Annotated in this window: 19 protein-coding genes; 6 read left to right on the forward strand and 13 right to left on the reverse strand. The window is 69.3% G+C overall.

The annotated features are described in order from the left end of the window. Together BLW75_RS18600 and sigE are read right to left on the reverse strand one after the other, a co-directional pair. On the reverse strand, window positions 1–678 hold the full coding sequence (locus BLW75_RS18600; protein ID WP_034313357.1) for an anti-sigma factor family protein: 678 nt from the start codon (window positions 676–678) through the stop codon (window positions 1–3). Continuing rightward, a complete protein-coding gene (gene sigE, locus BLW75_RS18605) occupies window positions 675–1,274 on the reverse strand; it encodes an RNA polymerase sigma factor SigE (protein WP_016331450.1) in 600 nt (199 codons plus the stop codon). The genes BLW75_RS18600 and sigE overlap by 4 nt, the downstream gene beginning before the upstream one ends. Before the next feature lie 199 nt (window positions 1,275–1,473). Between sigE and BLW75_RS18610 the strand changes: the two genes are divergently transcribed. Continuing rightward, a complete protein-coding gene (locus BLW75_RS18610) occupies window positions 1,474–2,124 on the forward strand; it encodes an O-methyltransferase (RefSeq protein ID WP_034313363.1) in 651 nt (216 codons plus the stop codon). A 103-nt stretch (window positions 2,125–2,227) separates the two neighbouring features. Here the strand turns inward: BLW75_RS18610 and BLW75_RS18615 are convergent, their stop codons facing one another. Next, window positions 2,228–3,256 (reverse strand): IS30 family transposase, encoded by a 1,029-nt coding sequence (locus tag BLW75_RS18615; RefSeq protein ID WP_091597302.1) that lies wholly within the window; start codon window positions 3,254–3,256, stop codon window positions 2,228–2,230. Between the two features lie 13 nt (window positions 3,257–3,269). Further along, the gene (locus tag BLW75_RS18620) at window positions 3,270–4,472 is read right to left on the reverse strand and encodes an MFS transporter (protein ID WP_208610339.1); all 1,203 of its coding nucleotides are present in this window, start codon (window positions 4,470–4,472) and stop codon (window positions 3,270–3,272) included. A 105-nt stretch (window positions 4,473–4,577) separates the two neighbouring features. Here BLW75_RS18620 and BLW75_RS18625 point away from each other — a divergent pair, with 105 nt between their 5' ends. Both BLW75_RS18625 and BLW75_RS18630 read left to right on the forward strand, forming a co-directional pair. Beyond that, entirely contained in the window at window positions 4,578–5,462 is an 885-nt protein-coding gene (locus BLW75_RS18625) for a LysR family transcriptional regulator (protein ID WP_034324070.1), read from the forward strand. A gap of 69 nt (window positions 5,463–5,531) precedes the next feature. Further along, window positions 5,532–6,143, forward strand: coding sequence for a phosphatase PAP2 family protein (locus BLW75_RS18630; protein WP_034324067.1), 612 nt, complete (start codon window positions 5,532–5,534; stop codon window positions 6,141–6,143). 7 nt (window positions 6,144–6,150) lie between these two features. On the opposite strand, the gene BLW75_RS18635 is transcribed toward BLW75_RS18630, so the two are convergent. Both BLW75_RS18635 and BLW75_RS18640 read right to left on the reverse strand, forming a co-directional pair. Then, window positions 6,151–7,605: a leucyl aminopeptidase family protein gene (locus tag BLW75_RS18635; protein WP_034324065.1), complete on the reverse strand. Its 1,455-nt coding sequence runs from the start codon at window positions 7,603–7,605 to the stop codon at window positions 6,151–6,153. A 90-nt stretch (window positions 7,606–7,695) separates the two neighbouring features. Continuing rightward, window positions 7,696–7,863: a DUF3117 domain-containing protein gene (locus BLW75_RS18640; protein ID WP_005155393.1), complete on the reverse strand. Its 168-nt coding sequence runs from the start codon at window positions 7,861–7,863 to the stop codon at window positions 7,696–7,698. A gap of 195 nt (window positions 7,864–8,058) precedes the next feature. Between BLW75_RS18640 and BLW75_RS18645 the strand changes: the two genes are divergently transcribed. Beyond that, window positions 8,059–8,853 (forward strand): enoyl-CoA hydratase/isomerase family protein, encoded by a 795-nt coding sequence (locus BLW75_RS18645; RefSeq protein WP_034324062.1) that lies wholly within the window; start codon window positions 8,059–8,061, stop codon window positions 8,851–8,853. 109 nt (window positions 8,854–8,962) lie between these two features. Next, entirely contained in the window at window positions 8,963–9,451 is a 489-nt protein-coding gene (locus BLW75_RS18650) for a hypothetical protein (protein ID WP_034324060.1), read from the forward strand. Here BLW75_RS18650 and BLW75_RS18655 read toward each other — a convergent pair. From BLW75_RS18655 to BLW75_RS18685, 7 genes are read right to left on the reverse strand one after another with little or no spacing between them, the layout of a single operon-like run. After that, window positions 9,448–10,017, reverse strand: a complete 570-nt coding sequence (locus BLW75_RS18655) for a DNA-3-methyladenine glycosylase I (protein ID WP_034324057.1) — start codon at window positions 10,015–10,017, stop codon at window positions 9,448–9,450. The genes BLW75_RS18650 and BLW75_RS18655 overlap by 4 nt on opposite strands. Then, window positions 10,010–10,459: an SRPBCC family protein gene (locus tag BLW75_RS18660; protein WP_034324054.1), complete on the reverse strand. Its 450-nt coding sequence runs from the start codon at window positions 10,457–10,459 to the stop codon at window positions 10,010–10,012. The genes BLW75_RS18655 and BLW75_RS18660 overlap by 8 nt, the downstream gene beginning before the upstream one ends. Then, window positions 10,456–10,758 carry a DivIVA domain-containing protein gene (locus BLW75_RS18665; RefSeq protein ID WP_034324052.1) on the reverse strand — a complete coding sequence of 101 codons (303 nt, stop codon included), beginning with the start codon at window positions 10,756–10,758 and terminating at the stop codon, window positions 10,456–10,458. Before BLW75_RS18665 ends, BLW75_RS18660 begins: the two co-directional genes overlap by 4 nt. Next, the gene (locus BLW75_RS18670; protein WP_091597829.1) at window positions 10,755–11,426 is read right to left on the reverse strand and encodes a permease prefix domain 1-containing protein; all 672 of its coding nucleotides are present in this window, start codon (window positions 11,424–11,426) and stop codon (window positions 10,755–10,757) included. Before BLW75_RS18670 ends, BLW75_RS18665 begins: the two co-directional genes overlap by 4 nt. After that, a complete protein-coding gene (locus BLW75_RS18675; RefSeq protein WP_034324049.1) occupies window positions 11,423–12,073 on the reverse strand; it encodes a permease prefix domain 1-containing protein in 651 nt (216 codons plus the stop codon). The genes BLW75_RS18670 and BLW75_RS18675 overlap by 4 nt, the downstream gene beginning before the upstream one ends. Beyond that, window positions 12,070–12,735: a permease prefix domain 1-containing protein gene (locus tag BLW75_RS18680; protein WP_034324046.1), complete on the reverse strand. Its 666-nt coding sequence runs from the start codon at window positions 12,733–12,735 to the stop codon at window positions 12,070–12,072. The genes BLW75_RS18675 and BLW75_RS18680 overlap by 4 nt, the downstream gene beginning before the upstream one ends. Next, the gene (locus BLW75_RS18685) at window positions 12,732–13,058 is read right to left on the reverse strand and encodes a helix-turn-helix transcriptional regulator (RefSeq protein WP_005155407.1); all 327 of its coding nucleotides are present in this window, start codon (window positions 13,056–13,058) and stop codon (window positions 12,732–12,734) included. The genes BLW75_RS18680 and BLW75_RS18685 overlap by 4 nt, the downstream gene beginning before the upstream one ends. A gap of 140 nt (window positions 13,059–13,198) precedes the next feature. On the opposite strand from BLW75_RS18685, the gene BLW75_RS18690 reads away from it, so the two are divergent. Beyond that, window positions 13,199–14,377 (forward strand): cytochrome ubiquinol oxidase subunit I, encoded by a 1,179-nt coding sequence (locus BLW75_RS18690; RefSeq protein WP_034324043.1) that lies wholly within the window; start codon window positions 13,199–13,201, stop codon window positions 14,375–14,377. Window position 14,378: the final 1 nt, after the last annotated feature.

A 14,378-nucleotide genomic window follows, 5' to 3' on the forward strand; every position in this document is an offset into this window, starting at 1 on the left:
TCAGCGGGCCGAGACGGGCACGGGCGCGCTCGACGTGCTCGGGCTCGGCGCGGGGCTGCGCGGCGGTTCCGGAGGAGTGCCGCCGCCCAGCTGCGCGGGCAGCAGTCCGGCGTTGACCCCCTGCGGCGGGGTGAAACCGGTGTTCGGCTGGTCTTCGGTGCCGTCACCCGAAGTCGCGACGAGGGCCAGCGCGCTCAGCACCAGACCCGAAACGACGACTCCGGCGCCCTGCGCGTACTTCCGCCGGGCGAGGCCGAACCGTCCGCCGCCGAGGACGTTCGGCGACTGGCCCAGCGGTGCCGTTGATCCCAACGGCGCTGTACCGCCCAAGACCCCGGTGTCGCGAAGGCCGGCGACCCGGTCGGGCCGCTGGATGGCCACCAGCTGACCGTCGGCGGTCATCGCCAGGTTGTCCGGCGTGCCGGGAAGTTCGGTGTTCTGCGGGATGGAGCACAGGCTGGCCAGGAAACCCGCCGACATCGACGGGGCTCCCGCCTGCTTCACGGCCGCTACGGCCTGGCGCTGGGCGGTCACTTCGGCGGCACAGGACTGGCAACGGGCGATATGCGCCGAAGCCCTGTCCTGGGCACCAAGGGAAAGCTCCCCGTCGACGAAGGCGACGATGGCGTCCGGAAGCAGATGCGACTCGGGGAGCCCCCAACCTCGCGGTGCGGTCATACCCCCACCTTCGCAGACTCCTGCGCCGCGGCGCGACGACGCTCCAAAGAAGCGCGAAGCGCCTGGCGGCCGCGGTGGATCCGGCTGCGCACGGTGCCGAGCTTGACACCGAGGGTGGCGCCGATCTCCTCGTACGAGAGGCCTTCGACGTCGCACAGCACGACCGCGGCACGGAACTCGGGCGGCAACTCGTCGAGCGCGGCCTGCAGGTCCGGGTCGAGATGCGTGTCCGAGTAGACCTGCTCCGGGCTCGGGTCGTCGCCGACGATGCGGTCGGTGTCCTCGGGGAGGCCCTCCATCCGCACGCGCGAGCGGCGGCGGGCCATGTCGAGGAAGAGGTTCGTGGTGATGCGGTGCAGCCAGCCTTCGAACGTGCCGGGCTTGTAGGACGCGAGGGAGCGGAAGACCCGGATGAAGGTCTCCTGCGTCAGGTCCTCGGCGTCGTGGGCGTTACCGGTCAGGCGGTACGCCAACCGGTAGACGCGGTCGGCGTGTTCACGCACGACCTCGTCCCACGAGGGCGGCGTCCATGCGGCCTCGTCCACCGTCACCGGCGTGACCTGGTCCGCGTGCTGGTCCTGCATCGTTTCCTGCATCGGGGAAGTAGGCACCTCCATCAGCGTCTTCTCCCAACTACTCCACCCAACGCGGGCGATGAGCACGGTGTTCCCGTTGTCGAGGACCAGTCTGTCCGGCCTGCTTATGTTTCTAGTGAGACTGGACTGAGAGGAGGCTGAGAAGTCGGTACCAGGGAGTCTTCGCTCTTTTGACGATAGGCAGCGCTAACCTCCGCGTGTGAATTCCGGGACGCATGCGGGCTCGCCTGCCGAGGCCGCCGACGCCGATCTCGTCGACGGCTACGTCCCCGACGACGAGGTACTGGCCGCCGCGCGGGCACGGTCGGCCGATCTGGGGTGCGGCCCGCTGAGCGCGGGCGCGGGTGCCACTCTGCGTTTTCTCGCCACGACGCTGCGGGCGAAGGCCGTCGTCGAGGTCGGGACCGGGGCCGGGGTGAGCGGGTTGTGCCTGCTCGGCGGCATGGTCGACGACGGGATCCTCACCTCGATCGACATCGAGCCGGAGTACCACCGGGCGGCGCGGGCGGCGTTCCGCGAGGCAGGCTACGCGCCGGGGCGGACCCGGCTGATCATGGGGCGCGCGCTCGACGTCCTCCCCCGGCTCACCCCCGGCGGTTACGACCTGGTGTTCGTCGATTCGGCGCCGATCGAGTACCCGAGCTGCTACGAGAAGGCCGTCTCGCTGCTGCGGCCCGGCGGGATACTGGCGTTCCACAACGTTTCGGGGACCAGAGTGACCGATCCCTCACGGCGTGATCCGGACACGCTCGCGCTGCGGGAGGTCGCGCGGGCCTTCCGCGAGGACGAGCGGCTGGTCCCGGCGCTGTTGCCGGTGGGCGGCGGGCTGCTCGTCGCCGCGATCGCGTAGCAAGGGACCTTTGCTATCGCCGGGGGCTGAAGGACGCTTTGCCCACGTCAGACGCGGCGAAGGACGCTTTCACCACGTGTGATGCGGGGAAAGTCCGGCGGTTTCAACTGGTTGTTGCAAGTAGTGCTTTGTCGAGTGCTTGTGCTGGTGTGAGGAGGCCGAGTGTAGGGCGTGGTCGGGTGTTGAGGCGTAGGGCGATCGCGTCGCAGTGGGTTTGGGTGAGGTGGCGCAGGTCTGAGCTTTTGGGCCAGTACTGGCGTAGCAGGCCGTTGGTGTTCTCGTTGCTGCCGCGTTCCCAGGGGCTGTGTGGGTTGCAGAAGTAGACCTGCAGGCCGGTGTCCAGGGTGAACTGGGCGTGCTGGGCCATTTCGTTGCCCTGGTCCCAGGTCAGCGACCGTTTCAGTTCGGTGGGCAGGGTAGTGATCATGCTGGTGAGCAGTTCCCGGACTTCGACGGCCTTGTGTGTGTCGGGCAGGGGGGCCAGCAACACGAATCGGGAGTGGCGTTCGACCAGGGTGATGACCGCGCCCTGGCCGACTGCCCCGAGGATCAGATCGCCTTCCCAGTGCCCGGGCACTGCCCGGTCGGCGGCCTCGGCGGGGCGTTCACTGATCGGGGTCATCCCGGTTATCCGGCCCTGGCGGCGGCTGGAGGTGCTGGTGCGTGACCGGCGCTGGTCACGGCCTGACCGCAGGTGCTCGGTGAGTTCGTTGCGCAGTTCACCACGAGTCTGGATGAACAGTGACAGGTAGATCGTCTCGTGACTCACCCGCATAGCCTGATCGTCGGGGAACAGCGTCGGCAACATCAGGGAGATCAGCCGGGGTGACCAGTCTGCTTCCAGCAGACCGGTCACCACCGCCGCCAACTCACCGGCCAGCAGATGGGCTTTCGGGCGCCGGCCGCGTTCGACGGCCAGGCGCTGGGCTCGGTCGGCCCGATAACGGCGAGGCCGGCCATTGACCTTGCTTCCGGGCCTGGAACACCGCGGCCCACCACCGCGGCGTACTTCTCGTGAAATCGTCGAGGGTGACTTACCCAGAACCTTCGCCACCGCGTCCTGGGTAAGACCTTGATCCAGACCATTCTGGATCTTCTCCCGCTCCTCGCGCGTCAACGGGGCTCCTGGCATGACGACCTCCCTATCAGCCGCCACTACTTGCAACAACCGATTGAGACCGCCTCCCCTTCAGCACGACCACCGCGGCGATGGCGAGCCAGGCGGCGGTCAGCACGATCAGCCAGGTCCAGCCCGCGTGCCCGTAGACGGTCGCGCCGACGGCGCCTCCGATGCTGCTGCCGAGGTAGTACGAAAGTGTGTAGAGCCCGCCGACCTGGCCTCGGGCGTTCTCGGGTGCCTCCGCGGCGGCCCAGCCGTTGGCGACGGCGTGCGCGGCGAAGAACGCGCCGGTCAGCACCACGAACCCGGCGACGACCATGGGCAGCGAGTCGGACAGCGTCAGGGCGGTGCCCGCGATCGTGAGCAGCAGGGCACCGACGAGCGCGCGGCGGCGGCCGAACCGGCCGACGAGCTTGCCCGCCGTCGCCGACGAGACCGAGCCCATCGCGTAGGCGAGGAAGACGAGCGACGCGATCGCCGGCGAGAGGTTCAGCGGTTCGCCGGTCAGCCGGAATCCGGCGGCGTTGTACAACGCGACGAACGAGCCCATGGCCAGCAGAGCGACCGCGTACTGGACCAGCAGGACCGGCTTCCGCACCGCCGCGCCGAGCCCGGCCAGCACCGCCCTGCCTTGCTCGCGTAACCGCTCTGACCTGCGGTTATCCGCCGAAGTGGTAGCAAAGGTCCCTTGCTCCCCCGGCGGCAGGGCCAGCACCGTGACCACCGTGCAGACCAGCCCGATCCCCGCGACCACGATCAGCGCGCCGTGATACCCGAACGGTCCGGCGGTGAACCCGGCCGCGAGCCGCCCGATCATGCCGCCGATGGTGTTCCCGGCGATCATCGCGCCCACCGCCGCCGCGAGCCCGGCCCTGCCGAGCCGTTCCGCGAGGTAGGCGGCGGCCACTCCGGGGAACCCCGCGATCGCGACCCCTTGCAGCGCCCGGAGCACGAGCAGCGCCGGGTAGCCGGGCGCCAGTGGCAGCAGGAAACCGAACACGACCGACGCGACCACCGAGGCGATGATCACCGGACGCCGTCCCACCACCTCGGAGAGCGCGGCGATGGGCAGGACGGCGATCGCCAGCGCTCCGGTCGCGACACTCACCGCTAGCGAGGCACCACCGGGATCGAGGTGGTACTGCTCGGCCAGCTGCGGCAGCACCGGCTGTGGCGCGTAGAGCAGCGCGAACGAGGAGATCCCGGCCGCGGCGACGGCGATCGTCACGCGGCGGGTGGTTCCGGTGGCAGGCACGGTGCCGAAGCTAAGCCTGGCTAAACGATACGTCTAATACGCTCATCTGCCACAATCGATACCGTGCTGAATGAAAGGATGACCGCCCAGCTAGCTCCACAGCTCGCCCTGCTCACCGCACTCCGCCGCACGACGAACGTCACACGCGCGGCCGAACTGCTCGGCGTCCCACAGCCCACGGTAAGCCGCCGGATCTCGGCGCTCGGCGAGGCCCTCGGCGCCCCGCTCACGGTCCCCGACGGTCGCGGTATCCGGCTCACCCGCGCCGCCGAGCTGCTGGCCGACGCCGCCGAACGCGCCCTCGCCGCCGTCGACGCCGGGGTCCGCCAAGCCCGCGAAGAGGTCGACCCCGGATCCGGGCATGTCGTCCTCGGCTTCCTGCACCTGCTCGGCAGGTCGCTGGTCCCCACGTTGCTCCGCGGCTATCGCGCGGACCATCCGGGCGTTCGTTTCACCCTGGTCCAGGGTTCACGCCAGGACATGGTCGACAGGCTCACCAGCGGCGAACTCGATCTCGCGCTGCTCGCGCCCGCGCCCGTCGACGACCCGCTGCTCGACACTGCGGTGCTCACCGAGCAGGAGATCTTCCTGTCCGTTCCGACGTCACACCGCCTCGCCGACCGGCCCAGCGCCGCCATCGAGGACCTCAAGGACGAGGAATTCGTGCTCCTCGAAACCGGCTACGGCCTCCGCACCATCACCGACGACCTGTGCGCGGCGGCCGGCTTCGAGCCGAAGATCGCCTTCGAAGGCCAGGAGTCCGACACCGTCCGCGGGCTGGTCGCGGCCGGGCTCGGTGTCGCGCTGCTCCCCCGTTTCGAGCCGGGCAGCCCCGCGGGGGTCGTCGAAGTCCCGCTGGTGCCACCGGTCGGGCGGACCATCGGGCTGGCCTGGCGTCGCGACGTGGTCCTGCCGCCCGCCGTGCTGCGGTTCCGGGAGCGGGTCCGCGCGCGGCCCTGGTGACGATCGTCAGGGTCGATTCCTGCCGTTCGTCCACCCCGGGGGCGCGTCGTTTTCGCTAACTTCGGGTGAATGTACGACGACATCGTGGAGTTGGCGGGTGAGAGCCCGAACTGGCTTCAGGCGACGGGGATTCTGTTCACGGAAGCAGGACTGCTCGCCTTCGCGGGGCTCTTCGCCTGGCTGTTGTGGCGGGCGCGCACTTCGCCCCTCCGGATCGCCGTGGCGCTGCTGCCGCCCGGCGCAACCGCGATCGCGTACTTGATCAGCGAGGGTCTGAAGACGGTGATCCAGGAGGACCGGCCTTGCCGGAACCTCGTCACGCTCGTCGACTGCCCGCAGATCGGCGACTGGTCCTTCCCGAGCAACCATTCCACGATCGCGGGAGCGGCCGCCGTCGGCCTGACACTCGCTTGGCGCCGGCTCGCGCCGTGGGTGCTCCCGGGTGCCCTGCTGATGGGCTTCTCGCGGGTCTTCGTCGGCGCGCACTACCCGCACGACGTACTCGCCGGGCTCGTCCTCGGCTCCGTCACGGCGTGGCTCGTGTTCCGGTACCTGCAGGGCCCGGCGACCGGGATCGCCCGACGGCTCACCGCCCACGCCGGAGACGCGCCGACCCAGCCCATGCCCAAGGTCGACCTGCGGAGCGGTAGCAAAGGTCCCTTGCTCCCGCCCCGCAGGTAACCGCAGGTCAGGCGTAGGAGGCGACCAGTTCGACCAGCGTGCGCGCCGCGAAACCGGTGGCCCCGGGCACGACGTCGGCGTAGGTCTTGTCGGCCCGCGCGGGGCCGGCGATGTCGAGATGCGCCCACGGCACGTCGCCGACGAACTCCCGCAGGAACAGCGCCGCGACGATGCCGCCGGGACCACCCGGCGCCTGCCGGACGTCACCGAGCGAGCCCTGCACGGTCTCGGCCAGATCCTCCAGCAGCGGCATCCGCCACCACGCCTCGCCGACCCGCTCGCCCGCCTTCGTGATCCGTTCCGCGAGGGCGTCTTCGGTGGCGAAGACGCCACCGGTGCGGACGCCGAGGGAGACCTTCATGGCGCCGGTCAGGGTCGCCGCGTCGATCACCGCGTCCGGCTTGTGCTTCTTGATGCCGTAGACGAGCGCGTCGGCCAGGACCATGCGGCCCTCGGCGTCGGTGTTGCCCACCTCGGTGGTCTTGCCGCCGTAGTGCCGGACGATGTCGCCGGGCCGGTACGACGAGCCGGACACGTGGTTTTCGGCGGCGGGCACCAGCCCGGTCACCTTCACCGGCAGGCGCAGCGCCGCGATCGCGCGGACCGCGGCGATGATCGCCGCGCCGCCCGCCATGTCGGTGCGCATGAGGTGCATGCCGTCAGCCGGTTTGATCGAAAGACCACCGGTGTCGAAGGTGATGCCCTTGCCGACGAGCAGCAGATGCGTCGTCGCCCCGCGCGGCCGGTATTCCAGCTCGATGAGCCGCGGCGGCGCGGCCGACCCGCCGCCGACGGCGAGCACGCCGCCGAAGCCCTGCTCGGCCAGCCACTTCTCGTCCCGCGCCGTCACGGTCAGGTTCGGGATGCCACCGGCGACCCGGGCGGCCGTGTCGGCGAGCCAAGCGGGGGTCTTGACGTTCGACGGCGTGTTCGCCAGATCGCGCGCGAACGCGGCGGCCGCGGCGAGTTCGCGGACCCGCTCCAAATCGACTTCGTGACGTGTGATCAAGCGCACGGTCCGCAGGCTCGGCTTCGGGTCCTCGGCCGTCACCGTGAACCGGTAACCGCCGAGCAGCAGCCCGAACGCCAGTTCCTCGACGTGCTCGGCGCCCGCGTCTTCGGGCAGTTCGACGGCGAAGGCGCGGAACGCCTTCTTCCCCGCCTTGACGTCTTCTTCCAGCGCCGACGAAACGGCGCGGACCAGAGCGGCACCGGCCTTGCGGTACTGCTTCGGCTCACCGTCGCCGACACCCGCCAGCCAGCGGACGCCGCCGGTCGGCACGGTCTGCACGTCACCGGCCCTGCCGGTCGGCCGCACGCCGCCGATCTCCGCGAGTCCGGCGTCACCGTCCTCTTCGGACGGCGCGGCGATCAGCGTGGCCAGCGGCGTACCGCGCCGTAGGTCGTCCGAGACCTCGAGTTCGAGCAGCTTCCCCGGAACGGGGGGTAGCGGGTTACGCACAGTGAGCGACCTCCGGGCGCAGATGAACCGCGACCCCGGCCTCCGAAGGGAGACCGGGGTGCGGGTGGTTGAACGTTGGTGCGGTCCGGCTCAGCCGGTGACCTCCTGCAAGGCCGCGCCGAGATCCTTCGCTTCTTCCGCGGAGAGTTCGACGACGAGGCGCCCACCACCTTCGAGTGGTACGCGCATCACGAGGCCCCGCCCCTCCTTAGTCACTTCGAGGGGACCATCTCCGGTCCGGGGCTTCATGGCCGCCATAGCGTGCTCCCTCCGTCTCAACCGGCGCGCCCGGGTCGCGCTCGTCAAAGCCAGCCGGGTCTACTGTCCATTGTCCCTCATCAGCGGCCGAGCGCGAACGCGGACCGATCTTTTGCCGCCGTATCGGTGCTGGTATGCGGCTCGCGAGGCTGAAAGACTCGTCTCAGACCGCAGTTTCGCCGACTAGGAGATCCCGTGACCACATCCGACGTTCTGCTGACCGCCGACGCCGATGGCGTGCGCACCTTCACGCTGAACCGGCCGCAGGCGTACAACTCGCTGACCGTCGAACTCAAGGAACTGCTGCTGGCGGGCCTGACCGAGGCCGCGGCCGACGACAGTGTCCGCGCGGTCGTGCTGACCGGTTCGGGCAAGGCGTTCTGCGCCGGGCAGGACCTGAAAGAGCATGTCGGGCTGCTGCAGGCGGGTGACCCCGCGCCGCTACACACGGTCAAGGAGCACTACAACCCGATCGTCAAGACCATCGTCGGGATGCCGAAGCCGGTCATCGCGGCGGTGAACGGCCCGGCGGCCGGCGCGGGCGCTGCCTTCGCGTACGCGAGCGACCTCCGGATCGCGGCGACGTCGGCGAACTTCCTGATGGCGTTCGCGAACGTCGGCCTCGGCCCGGACTCGGGCGCGTCGTGGACGTTGCAGCGGCTGATCGGTCTCGGCCGCGCGGCCGAGCTGATGCTGCTGGCGCGCACGGTCGACGCCGCCGAAGCGCTGACACTGGGACTGGTCAGCGAAGTCGTTCCGGACGAGGAACTGGCCGCCCGCGCGCAGAAGGTCGCCGCGAAGCTCGCGGCCGGCCCGACGGTCGCGTACGCGAAGATCAAGAACGTCCTGTCCGTCGCCGCCGAGTCGTCCCTCGAAACCGCGCTGGCGGCCGAGGACGAGGCCCAGACCGCGCTCGGCGCGACCGCCGACCACACCGAGGCCGTCGAGGCCTTCGTGGGCAAGCGCAAGCCGAACTTCCAGGGCAAGTAGCCGCACGCGGCGTGCTGTGAAAGGTCCTTTCCTTGCAAATTTTGCAAGGAAAGGACCTTTCATAGCGCACCCGGGACCGGTACCGGACCGCCGCGACTAGCGTCCGGGAGTGATCCCGACCCCGCCCCACCTCCAGTCGACAGCCGCCGAGCGCGACCTCGGTGACTGCCTCCGCCGCTACCGCCGCAGGCCGGGCGTCATCGGGACCTTCTTCGCCTTCGCGCCACTGGCGGGCGCTCTCGCACTCGGGCTCCGCGAAGGCGACATGACCGGAGCCCTGGCCGTCGTGCTGTTCGTGTGGCCGCCGCTCTTCCTGTGGTGGTGTGCCTTGACGCGGAAACGTCTCGACGGCGGCCTCTACGTCTTCACCGGCGGTTTCGCGGAGGTCTACGGACGCAAGGTCCGGCACGCGATCGCGTGGGCCGAAGTCCGCTCAGTGCGTTACCAGGGCACCGAGTTTCGGTTCAGCTACGTCGTCCCCTTCGCGTACGTCGCGAGATGCACCATCGAATTGCGTGACGGTGGCGTGATCGAGTTCGACGGCACCTACCGAACGCTCCAACGGCTGGCCGAAGACCTCCACGCCCGCTCGGTCTAAGCGGCCCGGAAGCAGTCCTTCACGTGGTCGTCGACCATCCCCGTCGCCTGCATCAGCGCGTAACAGGTGGTCGGCCCGAGGAACACGAAGCCGCGCTTCTTGAGTTCCTTCGCCATCGCCTTCGACTCGTCGGTGATCGCCGGAACGTCGGCCATCCGCCGCGGCCGGGTGTGCGAAGAAGGCGCGAACGACCACAGCAGGTCGTCCAGCGAACCGTCCAGTTCCTCGATCGCCCGCGCGTTGTTGATCGCCGCCAGGATCTTCGCCCGGTTCCGCACGATCGACGCGTCCTCCATGAGACGAGCGACGTCATCGTCGGTGAAGACGGCGACCTTCTCCGGCACGAATCCGGCGAACGCCTTCCGGAACGACTCCCGTTTCCGCAGGATCGTGATCCACGAAAGCCCGGACTGGAACGACTCCAGACACAAGCGTTCGTACAGTTCTTCGTCGCCGTGGAGCGGGACGCCCCATTCGGTGTCGTGGTACTCGACGTAGTCCGGGGCCGAGTTGCCCCACGAACACCGCTTGATCCCGTCCGCGCCCAGCAGACCCGCCTCAGCCAACCCGGTACCCCTCCGCGTACTTCACGAATCTCTGCAGGCACAGCCGCAGCCCCAGTTCGAAACCCGGCTTGGCGACCGGCCAGCCGAGCCGCCCGACGACGCCGAACGGCGGCCGCAGATGCTCCGCCCAGACGAACGTCGACGCGTGCGGCCCCTTCTCGATCACCTGGAACACCCCGGTGCCCTGCACGATCTTGCCGGTATGCCGCACGACGCAACGAAGCGGCGGCTCCCAGCCGGTGATCTCCATGGTGTCGGTGAAGCCGATCCCGGCCACCCCGGTGAACGCCGACAGTTTCGAACCCACGCTACGCCCGTTGCCTTCGACGACCTCGACCTCGGTGCCGAGCATCCATTCGCCCTGGCGTTCCCAATCGGTCAGGGCGAGCCAAGCCGTCCCGGCCGGTACCGCGACGTCGACGGAGACGACGACATCGGTCACCTGGCGTCCTCGCGCTCGGCCTCCAGTTCGGCCACCTTGGCGCGCAGCTCCTCGATCTCGACGCCGAGCCGCCGCATCACCCAGTCCACTTCGGACATCTTGTAGCCGCGCAGCACCATCTGGTAGCGGACGGCGTGGACGTCCTCGGCGGTGATGTCCTCTGCGGGCAGCCTGGTCGGCGAGCTGCCGGGCGGCAGCGGGGCCAGTTCCTCACCCCGGCCGAACACCACGGCGGCCAGCAAGAACACCACCGCGGCCACCAGCAGCATGACTACGAGATAGATCAGGGCGGTCGTCACGCGACGATCGTGGCACACGAACGCCAGGATCGTCGCGCCAGCAACGCGAGTCGCACGCTGACCACGATCCAGAGCACCATGAGGATCCCGCACGGCACGGACAGGAACAGTCTCGACGCGTCGATGAACCCGGTGGCGATCACCAGCAGCGCCACCGAAAGCAGGTTCAGCCCGACGGCCTCACCGATCAGCACGCCGGCGGTCTTGACCAGCCGCGCACCGTCCATCCGCCGGGACAGCCAGCGCATGGAGACGAGAGCGAACACGCCCAGCACCGGGACGATGAAGACCGAACCGTGGGTGAACTGGGCGATGTACTTGTACCAACCCGGCGTCGGCGCGAGCTGCGACCAGTCGCCGAAGGTCCACTTGCGGGCGAGCTCCCAGGCGAGCTGCATCAGCGGTACGCCGAGGATCAGCTTCCAGAGGGTGCGGGTGCCGCTGTGCATGCCCAGTTCGGCCTGGTAGTCCCGGGCGATCAGGTGCACCGGCCCGAAATCGGCGACGGCGCGCCGCTGTGCCTCGTGCTCGCTCCAGCCGCCGTCGCGGTAGGCGTCCGCCGCGTCGTTGAGCCCGTCCCGCGCTTCACGCAGCAGGTCCCGCTTCGCCGACGCCGGGCCGTCCAGCCGCGTGCGCAGCTCCCCGAGATAGGCCTCGATCACCGTCATGCCGTGGTTCTCCAACTCCGCGCGGCGACCGCCAGCCGCATGCTGAACAAGATCCAGGTTCCGGACAGGACCGCGCACGGCACGCTGACGAGCATGCGGGCGGGTTCCATCAGCCCGGTCGCGCCGCCGTACGTCGCGACCGCGACCAGGTTCAACCCCACGGCCGCGGCCAGCGTCCACGAGACCGCGCGCGCGACCGGCGGACCGGCCGCCCGCCGCGAAAGCAGCCGTGCCGCGAGCAGCCCGGCGACCGCGACGGCCGGGGACAGCGCCGCCAGCGTGTCGGCCACACCGATCGCGCGGTGGTACCAGGACGGCGTAGCACCGAGCCCCGACCAGTCGGCGAAGGCCCGCGCCAGATCCCAGGCGAGGATCAGGAGCGGGACACCGGCGATCAGCTCCCACAGCACGCGGATGTCGCGCCGCAGCCCCAGTTCCGCCTGGTAGTCGCGGGCGATCAGGTCGACGGGGCCGAAATCGGCGACGGCACGACGTTCGGCTTCCGACTCGTCCGCACCGCCCGCGCGGTAGGCGTCGGCCGCGTCGACCAGACCGTCCCTCGCTTCGGCGAGCAGATCGGCTTTCGCCGACCGCGGCCCGGACAGGCGGGCGTCGAGTTCGCCGATGCAGGCCTCGATCGGGTTCATGCGGCGAGCGCGGGCCGGGGCCGGAAAGCCGGTGAGAGCAGCCAGAAACTGAAGGCGACCCAGCCGAGCGCCACCAGGTTGCACACGAGGCTCACGTTCATCCTCGACGGATCGAGGACCGCTGTGCTCACGGTGAGCAGCAGCAGCGCCAGCAGGTTCGTGCCCGCCACGGCACCCACCGTCCACCGCGTCACCTTCCCCAGGCTCACGCTGTCGAGCCTGCGCCCCAGCCGCCGGGCCCCGAAAAGCGACACCGCGCCGATCACGGCCGGAACGAGGACCAGGACGCCGAAGATCTCGATGACGGCCGTGAACCACTCCGGGTTCGGCTTCCCCGAACGGCTCCAATCGCCATAGGTCCAGATCCGCGCCAGCTCCCAGCTCACCTGGATCAGCGGCACACCGACGATGACCTTCCACAACGTGCCGATGTCGCCGCGCAACGCCAGCTCCGCCTGATAGTCACGCGCGATCACGGCGACCGGGCCGAAGTCGGCGACCGCCCGGCGTTCGGCTTCCGCCTCGCCGATCCCGCCCTCGCGATACGCCTCGGCCGCGTCGACCAGACCATCCCTCGCCTCGGTGAGCAGATCGATCTTCGCTCTCGCCGGCCCGCGCAACCGTCTGCCCAGGTCACCGATGTAAGCCTCGATCTCGCTCATGCCGTGCTCCCCCCGAGGACACCACCGATCACGGTGGTGAACTCCTGCCACTCCGCCCGTTCCGCGGCCAGCGCCTTCTGCCCTGAGCGCGTGAGCTTGTACGTACGACGTTTGCGGCCGGACACGACGTCCCATTCGCTGGCGAGGAATCCGGCGCGCTCCAACCGGCGAAGCGCCGGGTAGACGGTGCCCGTCGGCAGGTCGAGCGCACCGTCACTGCGGAGCTGGAGCGCCTCGATGATGGCGTACCCGTGCAGCTTCCGGCCGTCGAGGACGGCGAGGAGCAGCGCGTCGAGGTGCCCGCGCAGACTGTCGGCCTTCATAGATAGACAGTCTACACATCGCCGCATACCAGGGTAGCCGGGACTTTCCCGGACCGGCCTCAGGGAAAGTCCCCGAGATCACCCCGGTTTCATAGATTTAGTGGCTACATGTAGCCAGCCTACGTATACAGTGCTTCGACATGGACGCACTCCCGATCGCGAGACTCCAGTTCGCGACGACGACCTCGTTCCACTTCCTGTTCGTGCTGCTCACACTGGGGCTCGTGACACTCGTCGCGGTGATGCAGACACGCTCCGCGTTCGGCGGAAAGCCGGAACTCACGCGGATGACTCGCTTCTGGGGCAAGCTTTACGTGATCAATTACGCGCTGGGAATCGTCACCGGAATCGTGATGGAATTCCAGTTCGGACTCACCTGGACCGGCCTGTCCGCGGTCGCGGGCGACGTCTTCGGCGCACCCCTGGCCATCGAGACGCTGGTGGCCTTCTTCGCCGAATCGACCTTCCTCGGCCTGTGGATCTTCGGCTGGGGACGGCTGAACAAATGGGTCCACCTGACGCTGATCTGGCTGGTCACGCTGACCGCGTACGCCTCGGCGCTGTTCATCATGGTGGCCAACTCGTTCCTGCAGAACCCGGTCGGCACGCACGCCGAGAACGGCGTGCTGGAACTCGACGATTTCGGCGCGCTGTTCACCAACCCGGCGCTGACGATGTCGCTGCCGCACGTGCTGAGTGCGGCGTTGATGACCGGCGGCTTCTTCGTCGTCGGCGTCAGCGCGTACCACTTCATCAAGCGCACCATGGAGGTCGAGTTCTTCCGGCGCTCGATGCGGATCGGCGTGCTCGCCTCGCTGGCCGGAAGCACGCTGGTGATCGGCTTCGGCTTCGGCCAGTTCGGTCCACTGGGCGAGTACCACGGCGACAAGCTGGAGTCGCCGGATCCGCTGGTCGGCGCCTCGCTGGGCTTCATGATCCAGATCGGCTTCATCGCCTTCCTCGCCTCCATCCTCGGCACGCTGCTCCTGTTCCGGAACTGGATCACCAAGGTGCGGCCGCTGCTGTACGTGATGGTTCTGGCCATCCCGCTGCCGTTCGTCGCGGCGATCCTCGGCTGGCTGGTGCGCGAGATCGGCCGTCAGCCGTGGCTGATCCGCGGGCAGCTGACCACCGCCGACGCCGTCGCGGCGATCCCGGCGGGGCAGATCCTGTTCTCCTTCATCGCTTTCACGCTGTTGTTCCTGGTGCTCGCGATCGCCGACTGGGTGCTGATGTCACGGGTCGCGAAACGCGGCCCGGACGCGAGCGAAGAGGCGGCCGTGCCCCGTGCCGAACTTCCCGTCCTGAGCGGAGTCTGAC

It is taken from the genome of Amycolatopsis lurida (genome assembly GCF_900105055.1).
GTDB lineage: Bacteria > Actinomycetota > Actinomycetes > Mycobacteriales > Pseudonocardiaceae > Amycolatopsis > Amycolatopsis lurida.